Annotated in this window: 17 protein-coding genes; 5 read left to right on the top strand and 12 right to left on the bottom strand. The window is 61.6% G+C overall.

Annotated features, from left to right (window positions below):
- Nucleotides 1-5: 5 nt before the first annotated feature.
- Both C4J88_RS08965 and C4J88_RS08970 read right to left on the bottom strand, forming a co-directional pair.
- Nucleotides 6-812, bottom strand: coding sequence for an alkaline phosphatase family protein (locus C4J88_RS08965; RefSeq protein ID WP_124406763.1), 807 nt, complete (start codon nucleotides 810-812; stop codon nucleotides 6-8).
- 189 nt (nucleotides 813-1001) lie between these two features.
- A complete protein-coding gene (locus C4J88_RS08970) occupies nucleotides 1002-2078 on the bottom strand; it encodes an ABC transporter substrate-binding protein (RefSeq protein ID WP_124366480.1) in 1077 nt (358 codons plus the stop codon).
- A gap of 347 nt (nucleotides 2079-2425) precedes the next feature.
- On the opposite strand from C4J88_RS08970, the gene C4J88_RS08975 reads away from it, so the two are divergent.
- A complete protein-coding gene (locus C4J88_RS08975) occupies nucleotides 2426-3139 on the top strand; it encodes a UTRA domain-containing protein (protein WP_124406764.1) in 714 nt (237 codons plus the stop codon).
- A gap of 2 nt (nucleotides 3140-3141) precedes the next feature.
- Here the strand turns inward: C4J88_RS08975 and C4J88_RS08980 are convergent, their stop codons facing one another.
- The 8 genes from C4J88_RS08980 to C4J88_RS09015 are packed head-to-tail and all read right to left on the bottom strand — an operon-like array spanning nucleotide 3142 to nucleotide 9304.
- Nucleotides 3142-4110, bottom strand: coding sequence for a metal ABC transporter solute-binding protein, Zn/Mn family (locus C4J88_RS08980; protein WP_124406765.1), 969 nt, complete (start codon nucleotides 4108-4110; stop codon nucleotides 3142-3144).
- Complete coding sequence (locus tag C4J88_RS08985; RefSeq protein ID WP_124362049.1) at nucleotides 4110-5009, bottom strand: metal ABC transporter permease; 900 nt, start codon at nucleotides 5007-5009, stop codon at nucleotides 4110-4112. Before C4J88_RS08985 ends, C4J88_RS08980 begins: the two co-directional genes overlap by 1 nt.
- The gene (locus C4J88_RS08990) at nucleotides 5006-5749 is read right to left on the bottom strand and encodes a metal ABC transporter ATP-binding protein (protein WP_124406766.1); all 744 of its coding nucleotides are present in this window, start codon (nucleotides 5747-5749) and stop codon (nucleotides 5006-5008) included. Before C4J88_RS08990 ends, C4J88_RS08985 begins: the two co-directional genes overlap by 4 nt.
- Nucleotides 5746-6666: a metal ABC transporter substrate-binding protein gene (locus C4J88_RS08995; protein ID WP_124406767.1), complete on the bottom strand. Its 921-nt coding sequence runs from the start codon at nucleotides 6664-6666 to the stop codon at nucleotides 5746-5748. The genes C4J88_RS08990 and C4J88_RS08995 overlap by 4 nt, the downstream gene beginning before the upstream one ends.
- Nucleotides 6667-6685: 19 nt before the next feature.
- Entirely contained in the window at nucleotides 6686-7246 is a 561-nt protein-coding gene (locus C4J88_RS09000) for a DUF6162 family protein (RefSeq protein WP_124406768.1), read from the bottom strand.
- Nucleotides 7243-7572 (bottom strand): hypothetical protein, encoded by a 330-nt coding sequence (locus tag C4J88_RS09005; protein WP_124366486.1) that lies wholly within the window; start codon nucleotides 7570-7572, stop codon nucleotides 7243-7245. Before C4J88_RS09005 ends, C4J88_RS09000 begins: the two co-directional genes overlap by 4 nt.
- A complete protein-coding gene (locus C4J88_RS09010) occupies nucleotides 7569-8105 on the bottom strand; it encodes a thiamine pyrophosphate-binding protein (RefSeq protein ID WP_124406769.1) in 537 nt (178 codons plus the stop codon). Before C4J88_RS09010 ends, C4J88_RS09005 begins: the two co-directional genes overlap by 4 nt.
- Nucleotides 8105-9304 carry a PepSY domain-containing protein gene (locus C4J88_RS09015; RefSeq protein WP_124406770.1) on the bottom strand — a complete coding sequence of 400 codons (1200 nt, stop codon included), beginning with the start codon at nucleotides 9302-9304 and terminating at the stop codon, nucleotides 8105-8107. The genes C4J88_RS09010 and C4J88_RS09015 overlap by 1 nt, the downstream gene beginning before the upstream one ends.
- A gap of 657 nt (nucleotides 9305-9961) precedes the next feature.
- On the opposite strand from C4J88_RS09015, the gene C4J88_RS09020 reads away from it, so the two are divergent.
- The 4 genes from C4J88_RS09020 to C4J88_RS09035 are packed head-to-tail and all read left to right on the top strand — an operon-like array spanning nucleotide 9962 to nucleotide 14488.
- Complete coding sequence (locus C4J88_RS09020) at nucleotides 9962-11116, top strand: KamA family radical SAM protein (protein ID WP_124406771.1); 1155 nt, start codon at nucleotides 9962-9964, stop codon at nucleotides 11114-11116.
- A 30-nt stretch (nucleotides 11117-11146) separates the two neighbouring features.
- Entirely contained in the window at nucleotides 11147-12514 is a 1368-nt protein-coding gene (locus C4J88_RS09025) for an ATP-grasp domain-containing protein (protein WP_124406772.1), read from the top strand.
- Nucleotides 12515-12518: 4 nt separating this feature from the next.
- Complete coding sequence (locus C4J88_RS09030; RefSeq protein WP_124406773.1) at nucleotides 12519-13244, top strand: 2OG-Fe dioxygenase family protein; 726 nt, start codon at nucleotides 12519-12521, stop codon at nucleotides 13242-13244.
- On the top strand, nucleotides 13241-14488 hold the full coding sequence (locus tag C4J88_RS09035; RefSeq protein ID WP_124406774.1) for an MFS transporter: 1248 nt from the start codon (nucleotides 13241-13243) through the stop codon (nucleotides 14486-14488). The genes C4J88_RS09030 and C4J88_RS09035 overlap by 4 nt, the downstream gene beginning before the upstream one ends.
- 62 nt (nucleotides 14489-14550) lie before the next feature.
- On the opposite strand, the gene C4J88_RS09040 is transcribed toward C4J88_RS09035, so the two are convergent.
- Together C4J88_RS09040 and soxR are read right to left on the bottom strand one after the other, a co-directional pair.
- Nucleotides 14551-15009 (bottom strand): VOC family protein, encoded by a 459-nt coding sequence (locus C4J88_RS09040; protein WP_124366493.1) that lies wholly within the window; start codon nucleotides 15007-15009, stop codon nucleotides 14551-14553.
- An 89-nt stretch (nucleotides 15010-15098) separates the two neighbouring features.
- Nucleotides 15099-15539 (bottom strand): redox-sensitive transcriptional activator SoxR, encoded by a 441-nt coding sequence (soxR, locus tag C4J88_RS09045; protein WP_124406775.1) that lies wholly within the window; start codon nucleotides 15537-15539, stop codon nucleotides 15099-15101.
- Nucleotides 15540-15594: the final 55 nt, after the last annotated feature.

Consider the following 15594-nt stretch of genomic DNA (forward strand, 5'->3'; position numbering starts at 1 on the left):
GGCATTCACTTGAGCAACTCCCGGCAGACAGGCTTGTCGTGGGGCACGCCGAGCAACTCGCAGACGGTACCGCACAGCTCGGTCTGTTTCGGCGCGGCGTTGGCATCCAGGCTGAAGGCGTCGCCCAGCACAAACAGTGGCACTTCGCGCTCTTCCGGCAGCAGGCCGTTGTGGGAGCGGTCGTTGTTCATGCCGTGGTCGGCGGTGACCAGCACCTGGTAACCGGCGTCGAGCCAGCCCTGCAGGTAGTCGGCGAGAATGATGTCGGCCGAGCGTGCGCTGTTGCGGTACTGCGCGCTGTCGAGGCCGTGCTTGTGGCCGGCGTCGTCGATGTTCATCGGGTGCACCAGCAGAAAGTCCGGCGCGTGCGCAAGGCGCAGGCTTTCGGCGTCGGCCAGCAGGTGGGAGTCCGGGTAGTGGTCATTCCAGTAGAAATGCCCATGCTGGATCGCCAGCGCCTGATCGTCGGTATGACGATCACGGGCGGCGAGAAAGGGGCTGCGGTTATACAGTTCGCTCACCCAGTGGTAAGCCGCCGCTGCGGTGGTCAAGCCGGCATCGCGGGCGTAATGAAAAATGCTGCGCTGGTTGGACAGGCGCGAGACGCTGTTGTGGACGATGCCGCTCAGGATCGGCGCAACGCCGGTCAGGATGCATTCATACAGCGGGCGGGACAGGGCAGGCAGTTCACATTCCAGTGTGTAGAGGGCTGCGCGTCCTGCGCCGACATAGGCCTGCAAATGCCCCATGGCGTGCCGTGCAACCGCGAAGTTCAGGCCGTCGAGCACGACAAGGATGACAGGGTGCTTCATGGGGGAGAGCGCTCCGCAGCAATAGACTTGACTCAATTTCCCTGGAGGAACGAGGTCAAAAGTGTGGGAGGGGGCTTGCCCCCGATAGCAGTGGATCAGCCAATGAATCTGTTGAATGACACACTGCTATCGGGAGCAAGCCCCCTCCCACATTGGATCTCCAGTGGATTTCCAATGTGGGCGACAGGCTTACTTCATCTCTACGATGACCTGCTCGTTCCACAGCTGCGGCAGCTTTTTGGACGTGGCTTCCCAGGCATCGGCATCCTTGATCGGCTGCGGGTTGGCCTTGGTGTACTGCTCACCCGGGATCAGGTTCTTGGCGATGTCAGCCGGCAGTTTCAGGTCGGTTTCGGCGCGGATCGGGCGTGCATTGCCTTTGGCCAGGTTGATCTGGCCGGCATCGCTGAAAATGTATTCGCGCGTCAGCTTGGCGGCGTTCGGGTGTTTGGCGTACTTGTTGATGATGGTGGTGTAGCCGGATTTCACTGAGCCATCCGACGGGATCAGCACCACGTAGTCATCCGGGTTGGCCATCTTGGCTTTATAGCTCAGGCCGTTGAAGTCCCAGACGATACCCACTTCGACTTCGCCTTTTTCCATGGTGGCGATGGTCGGGTTGGACAGCGAGAGGCGACCTTGCTGGGCGATCTTGGTGAAAAATTGCAGGCCCGGCGCGATGTTTTTCTCGTCGCCTTTATTGGCGATGGCGGCTGCCAGCACAGCGTTGGAAGCCTGGGCTGCGGTGCTTACGTCACCCACCGAGACCTTGTACTTGCCGGTTTGCAGGTCGGCCCAGCTGGTGGGCACTTCGGAGCCGTGCAGCAGCTTCTTGTTGACGATAAACGCGATGGTGCCGGTGTAGGCCAGCGCCCAGTGGCCGTCCTTGTCTTTCGCCCAATCCGGCACCTGGGCCCAGGTGGACGGTTTGTAAGGCTGGGTCACTTCCTGCTTCACCGCGATGGGGCCGAAGGCCGCGCCCACGTCGCCGATATCAGCGCTGGCATTGTCTTTTTCGGCTTTGAACTTGGCGATTTCCTGGGCCGAACTCATGTCGGTGTCGATGTGCTTGAGGCCATAGGTCTTGGCCAGGTCTTCCCAAGTCCCTTTCCAGTTGGCCCAGTCATCGGGCATGCCGACGCTGTTCACGGCGCCCTCGGACTTGGCGGCGGCTTCCAGGGTTTTTAGATCGGTATCAGCGGCCATGGCTGCGGTGCACATGGCAATGGTCGAGCCTAACAGTGATGCCAGGAAAAGCTGTTTCATCCGAAGCTCCTTTGGGCGTTTTCAACGCGGCGTTTTATGCAGGCGGTGTGGTTGGTCTAGGTCAGAGCAATACCTGAGCCAATCTAGACGCGATGGATGACAGTTTCATGTCGATGTCGTTTTTGAGGCGCTGATGTCGTTCGGCGCAGACTTAGCGTAGACCATGCCCAAGTGCCCGTAGCGCCTGGACTTGGCCGATGTATTGCAGGGTGTGGTGCACGCGGGGGATGCGGCTGTCATCTGTCGGTCATCTGCAATGCCTAGGCTGGCGCAACATTGAGGTGGGACGTTTATGCAGCTTTATGTGCACTTGAATGGTGCTGGTCTAGTCCAGATAGGTAACGTTAATGCGTGACGAGGCAATCAAAGCGGTAACCTCCATCGGGCTGGCACTGCAGGAGCAGATCGACCACGGCCTGTTGCCGCCCGCCAGCAAACTGCCCGCCGAGCGCAAGCTCAGCGAGTTGTTTGGTACCACTCGCATTACCGTGCGGGAAGCCTTGTTACAGCTTGAAGCCCAAGGGCAGATCTATCGCGAGGAGCGCCGAGGCTGGTTCGTCTCGCCGCCTCGGTTGGCCTACAACCTGATGCAGCGCAGCCACTTTCACGCGATGGTCAACGACCAGGGCCGGGTGGCATCGACCCAGGTGATTTCTGCACGCCTGCAACCGGCATCGGCGGCGGTGTGCGCCTGGTTACAGTTGCCGGCGCTGTCCAGCGTGATCCAGATCTGCCGGGGGCGGCGGATCGATGGGCGGCTGGTGCTGTACGTCGAGCACTACCTGAACCCGCAGTATTTTCCTGGGATCCTGGCGTGCGACCTGAATCAGTCGATGACCGAACTGTATGCGCGCAAGTACGACTTGCACTATGGCCGGGTGCGTTTCGAGATCGTACCGACCTCATTGCCGGTGGAGGCCGCCGCTGCGTTGCGCGTATCGGCAGGCAGCCCGGGCTTGCGGATCGCTCGGGTCAACTATGACCAACACCAGCGCTTGATCGACTGCGACCTGGAGTTCTGGCGTCATGATGCGATACATGTAGGTGTGGACGTGGTTTGAGGCTATGACGAGGGCGTGAGTGCCTTGATCACCTGATCCACATTGGTTTGCAGCTCCGTCACCGGGTCGACACCGTCCACATTCAACACCAGCAGGGTGGCGCCGCCAGCCGTGACCGCCGCTTTCACCGCCTCACTCGGCTGGCGGTGGTGCAGCACCGTCGCCACATCATTGGTTTTCAACTGCGCACTGAGCTGTTGCAGCGCTTCAGGCGTCCAGTCCGCATCCGGTCGTGCATCGGTACTGACCAGTTCCAGGTTCAGGCTGCTGACCAGATAGGCAAAGTGATCGCTCAAGCTGACCACACTCAGGTTATCGGCCTGGGCCAGGCGCGCCTCGCTGTCGGCGGCGAGCTTGAGCAGGTGCTGCTTGAGCGCGGCCAGGTTCGCATCGATCTGCGGTTTGGCACCCGGCGCCAGGCGGCTCAGGTCGGCCGCCAATACATCGGCCATGCGCCCCATGTTGTTGCCCGACTGCCACGGTTGGCTGTTCAAGCCATCACTGACGCCCGGCTGTACGGCGATGCCCGGTAAGCCGCCATCCACCGGGCGCGCAGCGTCCACTTCGACAATGCGGATATTGCTGCGCCGCGCCACGGGGTAGAGCGGGTCGTCCGCCCACAGCGAGCGCAGGCCGATGGCGGCATCGGCATCCTGGGCCAGTTGGCTCAGCGCTGGCGCACCGCGCCCGGTGAAGTACGACACTTGCCGCGAACCGGGCAGGTTGGCGGGGGCGGCGCGTTCGAGCTGCACATCGGTGCCTTTGAGCAGCACTTGCGCGAGGCCGTAGGTGATCGGCAACGAGGCCAGCACCTTGACCGGTTTTACTGTGTTGGGCTTGGTCAGCGCGGCATGGCCAAGGCCATGGTTGGCGACGAAGTCCCTGGTTTGAAAGCCATCCACGACGGCGAACGACGGGGTGCTGATCAGGCAAGCCATGGCCAGGGCCAGTGGGCGAAAGTCAGGGCGCATTATCCAAGATTCCCTTTGAGGCTGGGCACCGTACCGCGCGCGATCGCGGCGAGGGCGAAGGCGATACCGGCGACCAGGATGATTGCGGCGCCGGAAGGCACCGGCAGGTCGAAGATGATCGGCAGCAGGATGCCGCACAGGGTGCTGACGGTCGCAATCGCCACCGACACCCAGAAGAATCCTTTGAGCGACTGGCTCAGCAGCCGCGCCGCCGCCGCCGGGATCACCAGCAGCGCACCGACCAGGATGGCGCCGATCACCTTGACCGCCGCGACGGTGATCAGCGTCACCAGAATCACGAACAGATAGTCCAGGGTCTTCACCGCCACTCCGCGCACCGCCGCCAATTGCGGGTTGAAGCTGGCGAGCATGATGCGGTTGTACAGCGGCAACGCCAGGGCCATCACCAGCGAACCGACGACCGCCAGCACTAGCAGGTCGTTGCCGTTGACCGTCAGCACCGAACCGAACAGCACGTTTTCCAGGATGTGCACATTGATCTTGCCGGCCAGGATCAGCAGCAGGCTTGCGCCCAGCGCCAGGGACACCGACAGGAACACGCCGATCAGCGTATCCGGCGCCAGGCCGGTACGGTTGCGCAGGTAGTTGAGCAGGATGCCGAACAGCAGGCAGTAGCCGAACAGGCTGCCGTAGGGCCCGGTGTAGGGTTCCCCGAGCAGGATGCCCACGGCCACGCCGGTCAGCGCGGCATGCCCGACCGCTTCGGAGAAAAACGCAAAGCGCTTGACCACCACCAATGTGCCCAGGCCGCCCAGCACCGGGCCGATCAGCAGACCGGCGAGCAGGGCGTTGACCACAAAGCCGTAGGCCAGTGCCTCGGGCAGATAACCGGCGGAGGCCCAGCCCTGGACCATCAGGCGAAACGCTTCATAACTCATTGCGTCAGGCTCCGAGGGTGGGTGGAGAACAGGGTCAGCAGGCGATCGGGGGTGAGCGCCTGTTTCGGCGTGGCGTCGAACAGTACACGGCGGTTCAAGCCGGTCACGCGGTCGGCCAGGCGCCCGACTGCCTCCAGGTCGTGCTCGATCCACAGCACGGTAATCCCGGCCAGTCGCCAGTCATCGAGCAGCCGCTCGAACACCTGGATACCGGCCTCATCGAGGGCCGACATCGGCTCATCCAGCACCAGCAATTGCGGCGCCGGAATCAGCCCCTGAGCCAGCAATACCCGCTGGCGTTCACCGCCGGACAAGGCGCCCATGCGCCGCTTGCGCTTGTCCTGCATGCCAACCCGTTCCAGCGCCTCGCCAATCGCACCGGCGTAGTGCCGGGACAGGCCGAGAAACGCCGGCCGCCGCTGGCACATGGCGGCCATGAAATCATCCACGGTCATCGGCAAACCCCGGTCGAACTCCAGGGCCTGGGGCACATAGCCAATGGTGCCGGGGCTGCCCGGCCACTCCAGGCTCAAGCGGCCCTGGTGCGGCGTTTGCCCGAGCAGGGTCTTGATCAGCGAGCTTTTGCCGCCGCCATTCGGGCCGACCAACGCGTGAATGCTGCCGGGCCGTACCTGAAAGCTCACCCCATCGAGAATCACGGTGCGGCCCAAGGTCAGCGACACCTGGTCAAAGTCGAGGGTCGGGCCACAGGCCAGGTTCAGCGGTTGCGCCGCCGTCATGTTCCCGACTCCTGGATCGCGCGAACCACGGTGTCGAGGTTGCCGGTCATTTCCACCTCATACTTTTGCGCGCTGTATTCACCGTAGGAAATATGCGACAGCGGATACAGCTTGACCCCGGATTCCCGTTGGATTGTGTCGACATAGGAAGACGGGAAATCCATTTCCGAGAAAATCACTTTCACGTCCAGGGCGCGCAGTTCATCAATGGTTTTTTTCAACTGGCTGGGGCTGGGCTCGATACCGTGGGCCGGTTCGACCACGGCGGTGACTTCCAGGCCGAACTCGCGCAGCAGGTAGTCGTAGGCCGCGTGTACCGTGGCCACGCGCAGGTCCGGGTTGGGCGCACTGGTCAGCTTGGCCAGGGCATCGGCGCGCATCTGGCGCAGGCGTTTGCCGTAGGCGCGGGCGTTCTGGGTGTAGGTCTTGGCGTTGTCCGGGTCGAGCTTGCCCAACTCGCGGGCGATGTTGTTGACCTGGGCAATCGACGCACTGATCGACAGGAACGTGTGCGGGTTGACCACCTTGCCCGCACCGCGCGCGGCATTGCCGGTGGCGGCCAGCAGGGGCACATTGGCGTTGGCTTCGATCACCGCGATGTCCGGGCGCTCGCTGGTGGCGATCATGCGGTCGGCGAAGTCGTCATGCCCCACGCCGTTGAGCACGATCACGTCCAGGGTGCCGATGCGCTTGATGTCTTCGGCGCGCGGCTCGTAGGCATGGGGGTTGAACCCGGCCGGAATCAGTGGCACCACCTCGGCCTTGTCGCCGACGATGTTGGCCACGTAGCTGTAGTAAGGATGCAAAGTGATGCCGATGCGCAGGCGTTTAGCCGCCTCGGCGTTCGCCAGGGGCGCGAGCATCAGGCTGAACAGGCCAGCCAGCAACAGGCGCAACAGGGGAGATGAAATGGACATGGGCAATCGGTCTTCTCGTTCAGTGGCGGTGCTGGCGGGTCACGCCAGCATCGAATTGCGCGACCACTTGCCGCCAGCCGGCAGCGATCAGCGCCTGGTCAGTGAGGTCGGAGGGGGCAGCCAGGTCGTTGCCACGGTTGAGCCAGATATCCGGCTCGGCGCCGTGCACGCGCATCAACAGCGAACCGCTGGTGCCCGGTGCCTGGCTCAAGCCCAGGTAGGCCGAGGGGGCGAGCAGCTGCCAGCGATGATCGCCACGGCTGACGGAACTGGCGTCCTGGGCAAACGGCGCAAAGCCCTCCTGGGCCAACTGGTCCGGTGTCGGCAGGGCGTTTTGTTCCTGCTGCAGCAAGTGGATTTCATCCAGGGTCACCCGCAGGTCGGCGTAGATGCCCTGTTCGGCGGCGCTCAGGTCGCGTCGGGCATCCAGTTGGTGGCTTGGCACCGCTGCGAGCTCCTGGGTCTCACCGTGCAAGGCCACCACCGTTCCCGACACCGCCAGGATGATCAGGCACAGCAACAGCACGTAAAGGGTTTCATGACCCGCGCCGGCCGGGCGCACTATTTGTACGGTACTCATGGCGCCTGGATGTCCGCTTGGTCGATTTCCACCACGTGACCGGGGCCGGCATCGAACAGCACATAGAATTCGGCCGCGGGTTTCTTGAAGGTCAGGGTCGAATCCTCACCGAGCTTGCCCGGCACCAGGATGGTCTCGTCGTAGCCGATCACATCCAGGGTCACGCCCGGAGCGCCGCTGCCATCGGAGAACCCCCCTTTGCACTGGATCTGCTCGCCGGGGATTTCCTTGCATTCGCACATCGGGTTGTGGGCGAAGGCCACGTCAGTGAAGCCGGCGCTCAGCACTAGCACGCAAGCGGCGCGCATCAGGCGCTTGAACATCATGGTTTGACTCCTTGCTTGTTCAGCCAGGCAACAGTGGCGGGCGAGGCCTGGCTCAGTGGAATGGAACCCTGGTGCATGCTGCCGTCCCAGCCTTCCATGGTGACCCACAGTTCAGCGTCGACCGGCGTGCGCTCCGGCACCGGCAGGACGGCGCCCATGCGGTAGGGCGTGCCAAAGAAGATCACCCCGGCCGCCCGCAGGCTGCGCGGTTTGCCGATGCGCAGGTAAGTGGCCTTGACCTGCTCGGCGCAGGTGGCGCACAGGGCGGCGTTAAAGGTTTTCATCGGGCCGGCCGGGTCCGGGCGCGGGCCTTCGTTACGAAATTCCGCGAGGGTCAGGCTCCAGGGGCCGACTTGAACGTCCCCGGCGACCCGCTCGCCGATGCCGGCATCGCCGCGAAACAGCGCGGCATCGGAAAAATACTTGGGCATGAACCCCAGCGGCACGAGCAACAGCAGGATGTTTATATGGAACCGCCACTTCAGCCACCCGGCGCGTAGGGGTGAAGAGGGTTTGGTCGCGACCTTGCTCATCAGTGCGTCTCCGAGGTTTCAGCCTGCAGGGCAGGGATGGGCACAGGCGGGCGCTGGGTCTTGGCCTCGCGTTTGAGGGCGTGGAGGGTGGCCAGGGCGGTGCGCTTGGTCCAGATCAGCAAGCCGCTCAGCACCATCATGCTCAGCACCAGGCCGAAGAAGGCCCAGATCAGCTTGATCCACAGGCCACCGAAGTCACCGGTGTGCAACGGGCGCATGGACTCGGTGACGAACTCCAGCGTGGTGCGGTCGGACAACAGGTGCGAGACCGCGATTTCACCGCTGTAGGGGTTCAGTTGCGCAGTCTGGAACATCAGCGGGTACCAGCCGCGCCCGCCGATCTGCAGGTGGCTGTAGGCATTGAGCGGCAGGAAGGCAAACGTGGCCTCCAGCCCAGGAATGCGCTGGGTGGCGATCTTGATCGCTTCGTCCAGGGCAATCATCGGGGCCGGCACGCCGGGGGCGGACAGCGGCACCTTCTCCCGGGCAATCACCGGCACGATGGGCTCGCTGGAGATGGAAATCTGATTGTCGGCCAGGGTCGCCTCGATCAGGAACCAGGTGCCGGTAATGGAAATGACGGCGATGAACCAGATCGACCAGATACCGCTCAGGCGGTGAAAGTCACCCCAGAAGATGCGCGCGCCGTGGCGGATGCGCAGGGTGGGGCGCAAAAAGCCTTTCCAGAAACGCTTGTACACCACAAGCCCAGTGACCAATGAGGCCAGCAAGGGCAGGCCGAGCGCCGACACCAGGTACCAGCCCCAGCTGTAGCCATTGGTGAACGGCACCAGCCACCAGCCGTGCAGGGCACGGGTAAATTGCTTGAAGTCGAACGATGGGCTGATGCCCTGGATGGCGCCCGTGTAGGGGTTGGTATAGGCCTCGACCGAACGCCCGTCCGGGTAGCTGAGGCCGACGGTCAACGCGAAGTGTGATTCGTCGGGGCGGATGATCGAGCGCACGATGACCTCGGGCTCGTCGCGCTTGATGGCGGCGATTACCTGGTCGAAGCTCAGCGGCTGGGCATCATCCGACGGCTTGGTCGCACGGATATCCGGGTTGGCCAGCCAGACGATTTCCTGGCTGACCACCGCCAGGGTGCCGGTGACGCAGACGATCAGTACAAAGAACCAGATGGGCAGCGCCAGCCAGCTGTGTACGAGAAACCAGAGTTTTGAGCGTGACTTCTTCGACATGTGAATGAGGGTCTTGATCGGAGGGGCGATGGAAGCCCGGAAAAGGCCAGTCGTAGCTTTTGCTGACGCGACGGGCTGTATCTAAGTTAAGACGGATGAGAATGAGAAATCCCCAAGGGGGAAATGAAAGAAAATGTTTCAGGTTCGCAGGAACGTCCTGCGCGCGAGTGACGATCGCCTGGGATTCCACTGCGGGGCGGTCCATGGAAAGCGCAAGCTGAAGCTCAAGTTTTCATTGGGGTACGTAGTGGTATAAGTATAAAAAACCATGGAGAAACGTGGGAATACATGGTTGCGAGTGTTATTTACTTTTTAAATGAGCGAGGAAATGCCCCTGTTTATGGGGAGCTGAGCGACGGTGTAGTTTAAATCCGAAAAAAAGACAACTAGCGTCTGTTGACGGCATAGAGACCATAGGCTTAATTAGGTGCTGGCCTGGAAGTCAGAAAAATCTAAAACAAGGAGTGTGATTATATGAACCTATCAGGGCTTTATCCGCACACTGCAATAATAAGTTTTTATCCCTTCCCCGTGTGGCTGATTGAATCAGCTCCTTGATTGCGGCCTGTCGCCTAAGTCGATTGTCATTGTTGCGAATATCGCTGTTCCCGCCAGGGAAAGCGCGCATTCATATGCCTGAACAGAGAGTACGCACTCATGTCGATTTACGATCAAGACATTCATCGCTCAGTACAGTGGCAAGACTGGCGCTGGCAGCAGAAGAATGCGTTGCGTGATGAGCCGACCCTTCGCGATGCCTGCGGGGGGTGGGGCGAGGACACCACCGCGCATATCGAACACAACCTGCAAGGGCGCAAGATGCAGATCACGCCTTACTACATCGAGCTGATCAAGCGTTCTCTTACCACCGGCGCGGTTACGGACCACCCGCTATGGCGGCAAGTGGTGCCGTATTGGAGCGAGCAGGTCGAGGGTGATTACGATGGCACTTCCGAAAATTGGGAGTTGGGCCATGAAATGAAGACGCCCATCTGCCAGCACAAGTACGACAATCGCGTCATCCTGCGCACCACCAATACCTGCAACGCCTATTGCCAGTTTTGCTTCGAAGCGCTGCGCACGCTGCAGGTGGGCACTGACAAGGCCAACGCCAGCAAGGATTCCTTCATGGAATCGGTCGAGTACATCCGCGGCAACCCGGCCATCGAAGAAGTGATTCTCAGTGGCGGCGACCCGTTGATGCTGGCCGACCGCAAGCTCGACGAGTACCTGGCCGCCCTGCGCGGGATCAGTGATGACTTGCTGATCCGTATTCACTCCCGGGCCCTGAGCTTCAACCCGTATCGCGTGACCGATGAATTGATCGCGATGTTGGAAAAGTACAAGGTCAATGCCTTTGGCGTGCACGTGTGCCATCCGCTCGAACTCAGCCCTGACTTTGCGGTGGCGGTCAAACGCATTCAGAGCGTGGTGCCGATTGTCTTTTCCAATATGCCGTTGTTACGGGGCGTCAACGACGATGAAGCGACCCTGCATAAACTCTTCATCGATCTTTATCGTCTGGGCGTAAAGCCGTATTACTTATATCACTTCATGCCGTTTTCACCCGGTGCTTCGGAATATAAAGCATCGATCAGCCAGGCCATCGCGATCATGGATCGCCTCAAACGGCGAGTGTCTAATATCGCCCTGCCTGAATATGTTCTACCGCACGCACAAGGCAAGTTCACGGTGCCGCTATTGGACTTTGAAAAACCTGAGAATTTGCCGTACTTCGAAGTTCGCGATGGGCAGCGCCATTATCGTTTCCGTAACTGGGAAGGGCAGTGGTGCAGTTGGCAGGATGCCTGAATCAACGTATGGACTGAGGCGGTATAAGTGATGAAACAAGACGCCATTCTTTTTATTGATGTCGATGACAGTACTGCTGTCCGTTATAACTACCGAGAGCCGCATTTTGCGGTGGCCCGCGCCCAGGGCCTGGTGTGCCTGACGGCGGGGGTGACTGGGCGCAGGCATCTGCAACGGCTCAGGGATGACAGTGATGCGGTGTTCCTGCTCGACGCACTCAACGAGGAGGCCATCCTCGACCTGGTTGGCCAGCTCGATGAGCAGTATCAGATTCGCGGAATTTTCTGCCAGGCCGGTCATCCGTCTGCGCAAGGCGAAGTCGGCTGCATCGTGGCACGGGCGTCCCGGCGCCTGGGCCTGGTGCACAGCAGTCCCGAGGCGATTGCCGCGTGCAACAACAAGTTCCTGATGCGCAGGGTACTGAAACAGCACGCCATTCGTTCCGTGCCGTTTGCGCTGTGCAATGACGAACAACAACTCCAGCAGAATGCCGAGCGGGTGGGTTACCCGTTGATCGCCAAACCGCCGTTTGGTGGTGCTTCGGCGTTTATCAAGAAGTGCGCCAATTGGGCCGAGCTGCGCAGCCACTACGCGCTGTTCGTCAGGGATCACGGCGGCGCCGCGTATGCGGATTTCTACGGCTGTGTGCACACCCTGCCGGAAGACGACGGCCAACGGCATGACTACATCCCCGGGCGCAGTCTCTTGCTGGAAGGCTACATCCCCGGTATCGAAGGCAGTGTGGAATGCGTGGTGGCCGGCGAGCGCGTCCATCCGCTGCTGATCAACGAAAAGCTGCTGTTGACCGAGCGCAGTGGCACGGTCCTGGAAAACCTGCTGATTTCCCCACCGACCTCCTTCACCGACAGCCAGTGCGCGCAGATCCGCGAGTACGCCGTGGCGTGCCTGCACGCGGTCGGCCTGACCAACGCCGTGGTGCATTTCGAGTTCCGCATGACGGAGCAGGGGCCGGTGGTGATCGAGATCAACCCACGCGTGGGCGGGCTCTATGTGAACGCGGCGTTGCGTGACCTCGCCGGTATTGATCCCTACCAGGTGTATCTCTCATTGTTGACGGGCGGGCAGGATGTCACTGCGCAGTTGGAGGCGGGGGCACGCAAGGTTGCCGAGACGGGGCAGCATTACGCGATGCTGGCGATTTACCCGCAGCACAGCGGCCGGTTCGAGGGCATCGAAGGCATGGAGTACCTGGACCGTAACGCTGCGGTGCTGGAGTACGCCCAGCAGGAGCCGGGCCATATGATCGATGCGGACATCGAGGAGCACTATCTGCTCAAGTGCTGGGCCAAGGTCGACGACGCTGCCGACGCCCGCGCGCTGCATGACGCGGTCAGTCAGCATCTGCGCGTTATCATCGACAACCCAGTGGCAGGCTAGCGATATGGATATCCCACGAATTAGCGCGCAGTTGCGCGAGCAGCATTACTGCCACCGCCGTGACTTTGGCGAACTGGTCAATGTCGAGCCCGCAGAAGAGCGAAGTTTCCGGGCCTACTGGGCCAACCTGGTGCGCGACGAGGCGTTCAAGGCGTACACCCATCGTGAACGGCGGATCCTGCGCTATCGTTTATCACCTTCACGGCAGTTGCAGATCGACAGGAGCACCGCGTTCAAGTCGCCGGTCACCTACGCCGTCAACTATCGACAGGGGGTGAACCACTTGAGCTATAGCGAGGAGGGCTTTATCGAGCATCCACTGATGCGCAAGCTGCTGGCCACCGACCTGGCGGTGATCGCACCGCACCTGGGCGAACAGAGCTACACCATCGACATCCACCAGTTCCGCGTGCGTGCGGATGCGCAAGCGAGCAGCCCCACCACGTCGGGGATTCACCAGGATGGCCTGGATTGGGTGTTCATGCATTTTATCGGCGAGCACAACACCGTGCCGGTGGTGTCTGAAGTGTTCACCACTGAAGCGGAGCACAATCGGGTGTTGAATGTGCCCATGGAGCACTTCCTGGAAACCCTCGTGGTCAACGACCGCAGGCTCTACCATCGCGCCGGGGATGTACGGCCCAAGGTCGATTCGACACCCGCGTGGCGCGATATGCTGTTGGTCAGCCTGCGCAGCGTGCCCGCTGATGAAGAGGCGCCGCCCGCATGAGTCTCGATCAACAGCTTTACCTGTCGACCCGCAACGCGCGGCTGATCATTTTTGCTCGCGGCGTTTCGGACTTTGGCGCCTTTCTCAACCTGGTGGCCCTGTCCACCTATGTCTACTGGCTCAGCCAGAGCGTGGTGTTCGTCAGCATCTTCCTGGCGTGCCGCGTCACCGGTGGCATTGTCGCCAGCCTGTTTGGCATCCCGTTTTTCCGGCGCTTTGCCGGGCGCGGCACGTTGGCGGGGCTGGACCTGGCGCGAGCGTTGTTGCTGACGCCGCTGTTGGTGCTGATTCCCACCCATCAACTCAGCCTGTTGCCGTTCATTGCCTTTGGTATCGGCCTGTGCAATTCGCTGTTTGCCATTGGCCTCAACAGTCAGTTGCCCACCTGGGTTGCCCCTGAACAGCGGGTGAACACCAACGCCTGGATCACCTCGGCGGCCGCCACCGGCGCGGTGTTCGGCAGTTTGCTGTCGGGGCTGCTGATTGCCACAGGAGGATTCGAGGCGGTGTTCGCGGTGAATATCGGCACCTATGTAATCGCCGCTTGCCTGGTCATGCCACTGCGTGCGTTGTACAGCGTTACTGTCGCCGCCCATCGCGGGCTCTCGGCCGAATGGCGCGAGTTGACCAAGGGGCTGCGCGGCGCGCCGGTATTGGCCGCCATGTTGTTGATCAGCATGCTCGACACCCTTGGCAGCGCGGCGCATAACGTCGGCTGGCCGGTGCTGTCTCAGTACATTTCCCCGGACACGGCCAAAACGGTGATGGGGTATCTGCTGGCGGTCTGGGCCTGTGGCAAGTTTATCGGGGCGCGTATTGCCAGTGCGCTGTTGAAAGGCCGTGGCACGCCGAGCATGGAACGCCTGTTCATGTTCGGCGTGGCGCTGATGTCCAGCGGCTTTATCCTGACGTTCCAGCAAACCGAATTGTGGCTGGCGTTGCTGTTGGTGGTGTGGGCGGGGTTGGGAGACGGGCTGTCTGAAGTGGCGTTGGTCTCCCGTGCGCAAAGTGAACCGGATAGCCTGCGCCTGCCGCTGTTCAGTTTATTGACCCTGATTCAAATGGCGGGCTTCGGCGTGGGGATGCTGGTGGTCGGGCCGTTCTACCTGACGTGGACGCCGGCCCAGGTGATTGTGCTGTTCCATGGGCTACCGCTGACGGCGCTGGCGGTAATGACCCTGTGGCTGGGGTGCACGGCTTACCGAAGCCGGCCGGACGTGTCGGGTTCACCGCCCACGCGTTGATAGCGACCGGTGGGAGGGCGCACGCCCCCTCCCACACGTTGAGATGCACCGCGCAACGCGGCTCAGCCTTGCCCGAACATCTCCACGGCACGCTGGCGGACCTGCTCCTCGGTCAGGTCTTCCTTGCGCGTGGCCAGGAACCACAGATGGCCGAACGGATCTTTTACGCTCGCGGAGCGGTCGCCGTAGAACTGGTCACTCGGCTCGGACACCACTGTCGCGCCCGCCGCCACGGCCTGTTTGAATTGCGCGTCGACGTCGCTCACATACAGGTGCAAACCGACACTGGGGTGTTCATCCGGATTACGCAGGGCCATCTGCTCGCACGGTGTGCCCAGCATGATCGCCGCACCACCGATGCGCAGTTCGGCATGGCCGACACGGCCGTCGGGCATATCCAGGCGCATGACCTGGGTAGCGCCAAAGGCGTTCTTGTAGAAGTCGATGGCTTCGCCCGCTTTGTCGATGCCCAGGTACGGCGTCACGCTGGCATAGCCCTCGGGAATGGCTTTCACGCTCATCACGTTCTCCTTGATTGTGGTTATGGAGGTCCGGCTGTTTAACTATAGGCCACGCCAATCAAGGGCTGCGCGAGTTCCGACGAGCAGATTCAACCGGGCTCGAGCAACTGCGCCCCCGGCCCGCGCTCCGCGAGTTGGTCGCCCAGATTGCGCAACGGGCAGGCCTCCATCGACAGGCAACCGCAGCCGATGCAACCATTGAGCTTGTCACGCAGCAGCACTAATTTGTTGATCCGCTCATCCAGGTCTTCCCGCCAGCGTTCCGACAGGCGTGCCCAATCCTTGGCAGTCGGCGTGCGACCCTCAGGCAGTGCTCGCAGCGCCTCGCCGATGGTCGCCAATGGAATGCCCAGGCGCTGGGCAACCTTGATGACCCCCACCCGCCGTAACACATCCCGCGTGTAGCGCCGTTGGTTGCCGGCGTTACGATGGCTTTTGATCAGCCCCTTGGTTTCGTAGAAATGCAGGGCTGTGACGGCGACGCCGCTACGGGCGGCCAACTGGCCAACGGTGAGTTGCTTGTCGAGCATACAAACTCCGATTCATCACTTGACCTTGACTTAACTAGAGGTTTTACCCTGCGTG

Source organism: Pseudomonas sp. R4-39-08 (assembly GCF_003852275.1).
GTDB lineage: Bacteria > Pseudomonadota > Gammaproteobacteria > Pseudomonadales > Pseudomonadaceae > Aquipseudomonas.

Coding starts and splice junctions, on each gene's coding strand:
- C4J88_RS08965 (WP_124406763.1), bottom strand. CDS start 812: ATGAAGCACCCTGTCATCCTTGTCGTGCTCGACGGCCTGAACTTCGCG.
- C4J88_RS08970 (WP_124366480.1), bottom strand. CDS start 2,078: ATGAAACAGCTTTTCCTGGCATCACTGTTAGGCTCGACCATTGCCATG.
- C4J88_RS08975 (WP_124406764.1), top strand. CDS start 2,426: ATGCGTGACGAGGCAATCAAAGCGGTAACCTCCATCGGGCTGGCACTG.
- C4J88_RS08980 (WP_124406765.1), bottom strand. CDS start 4,110: ATGCGCCCTGACTTTCGCCCACTGGCCCTGGCCATGGCTTGCCTGATC.
- C4J88_RS08985 (WP_124362049.1), bottom strand. CDS start 5,009: ATGAGTTATGAAGCGTTTCGCCTGATGGTCCAGGGCTGGGCCTCCGCC.
- C4J88_RS08990 (WP_124406766.1), bottom strand. CDS start 5,749: ATGACGGCGGCGCAACCGCTGAACCTGGCCTGTGGCCCGACCCTCGAC.
- C4J88_RS08995 (WP_124406767.1), bottom strand. CDS start 6,666: ATGTCCATTTCATCTCCCCTGTTGCGCCTGTTGCTGGCTGGCCTGTTC.
- C4J88_RS09000 (WP_124406768.1), bottom strand. CDS start 7,246: ATGAGTACCGTACAAATAGTGCGCCCGGCCGGCGCGGGTCATGAAACC.
- C4J88_RS09005 (WP_124366486.1), bottom strand. CDS start 7,572: ATGATGTTCAAGCGCCTGATGCGCGCCGCTTGCGTGCTAGTGCTGAGC.
- C4J88_RS09010 (WP_124406769.1), bottom strand. CDS start 8,105: ATGAGCAAGGTCGCGACCAAACCCTCTTCACCCCTACGCGCCGGGTGG.
- C4J88_RS09015 (WP_124406770.1), bottom strand. CDS start 9,304: ATGTCGAAGAAGTCACGCTCAAAACTCTGGTTTCTCGTACACAGCTGG.
- C4J88_RS09020 (WP_124406771.1), top strand. CDS start 9,962: ATGTCGATTTACGATCAAGACATTCATCGCTCAGTACAGTGGCAAGAC.
- C4J88_RS09025 (WP_124406772.1), top strand. CDS start 11,147: ATGAAACAAGACGCCATTCTTTTTATTGATGTCGATGACAGTACTGCT.
- C4J88_RS09030 (WP_124406773.1), top strand. CDS start 12,519: ATGGATATCCCACGAATTAGCGCGCAGTTGCGCGAGCAGCATTACTGC.
- C4J88_RS09035 (WP_124406774.1), top strand. CDS start 13,241: ATGAGTCTCGATCAACAGCTTTACCTGTCGACCCGCAACGCGCGGCTG.
- C4J88_RS09040 (WP_124366493.1), bottom strand. CDS start 15,009: ATGAGCGTGAAAGCCATTCCCGAGGGCTATGCCAGCGTGACGCCGTAC.
- soxR (WP_124406775.1), bottom strand. CDS start 15,539: ATGCTCGACAAGCAACTCACCGTTGGCCAGTTGGCCGCCCGTAGCGGC.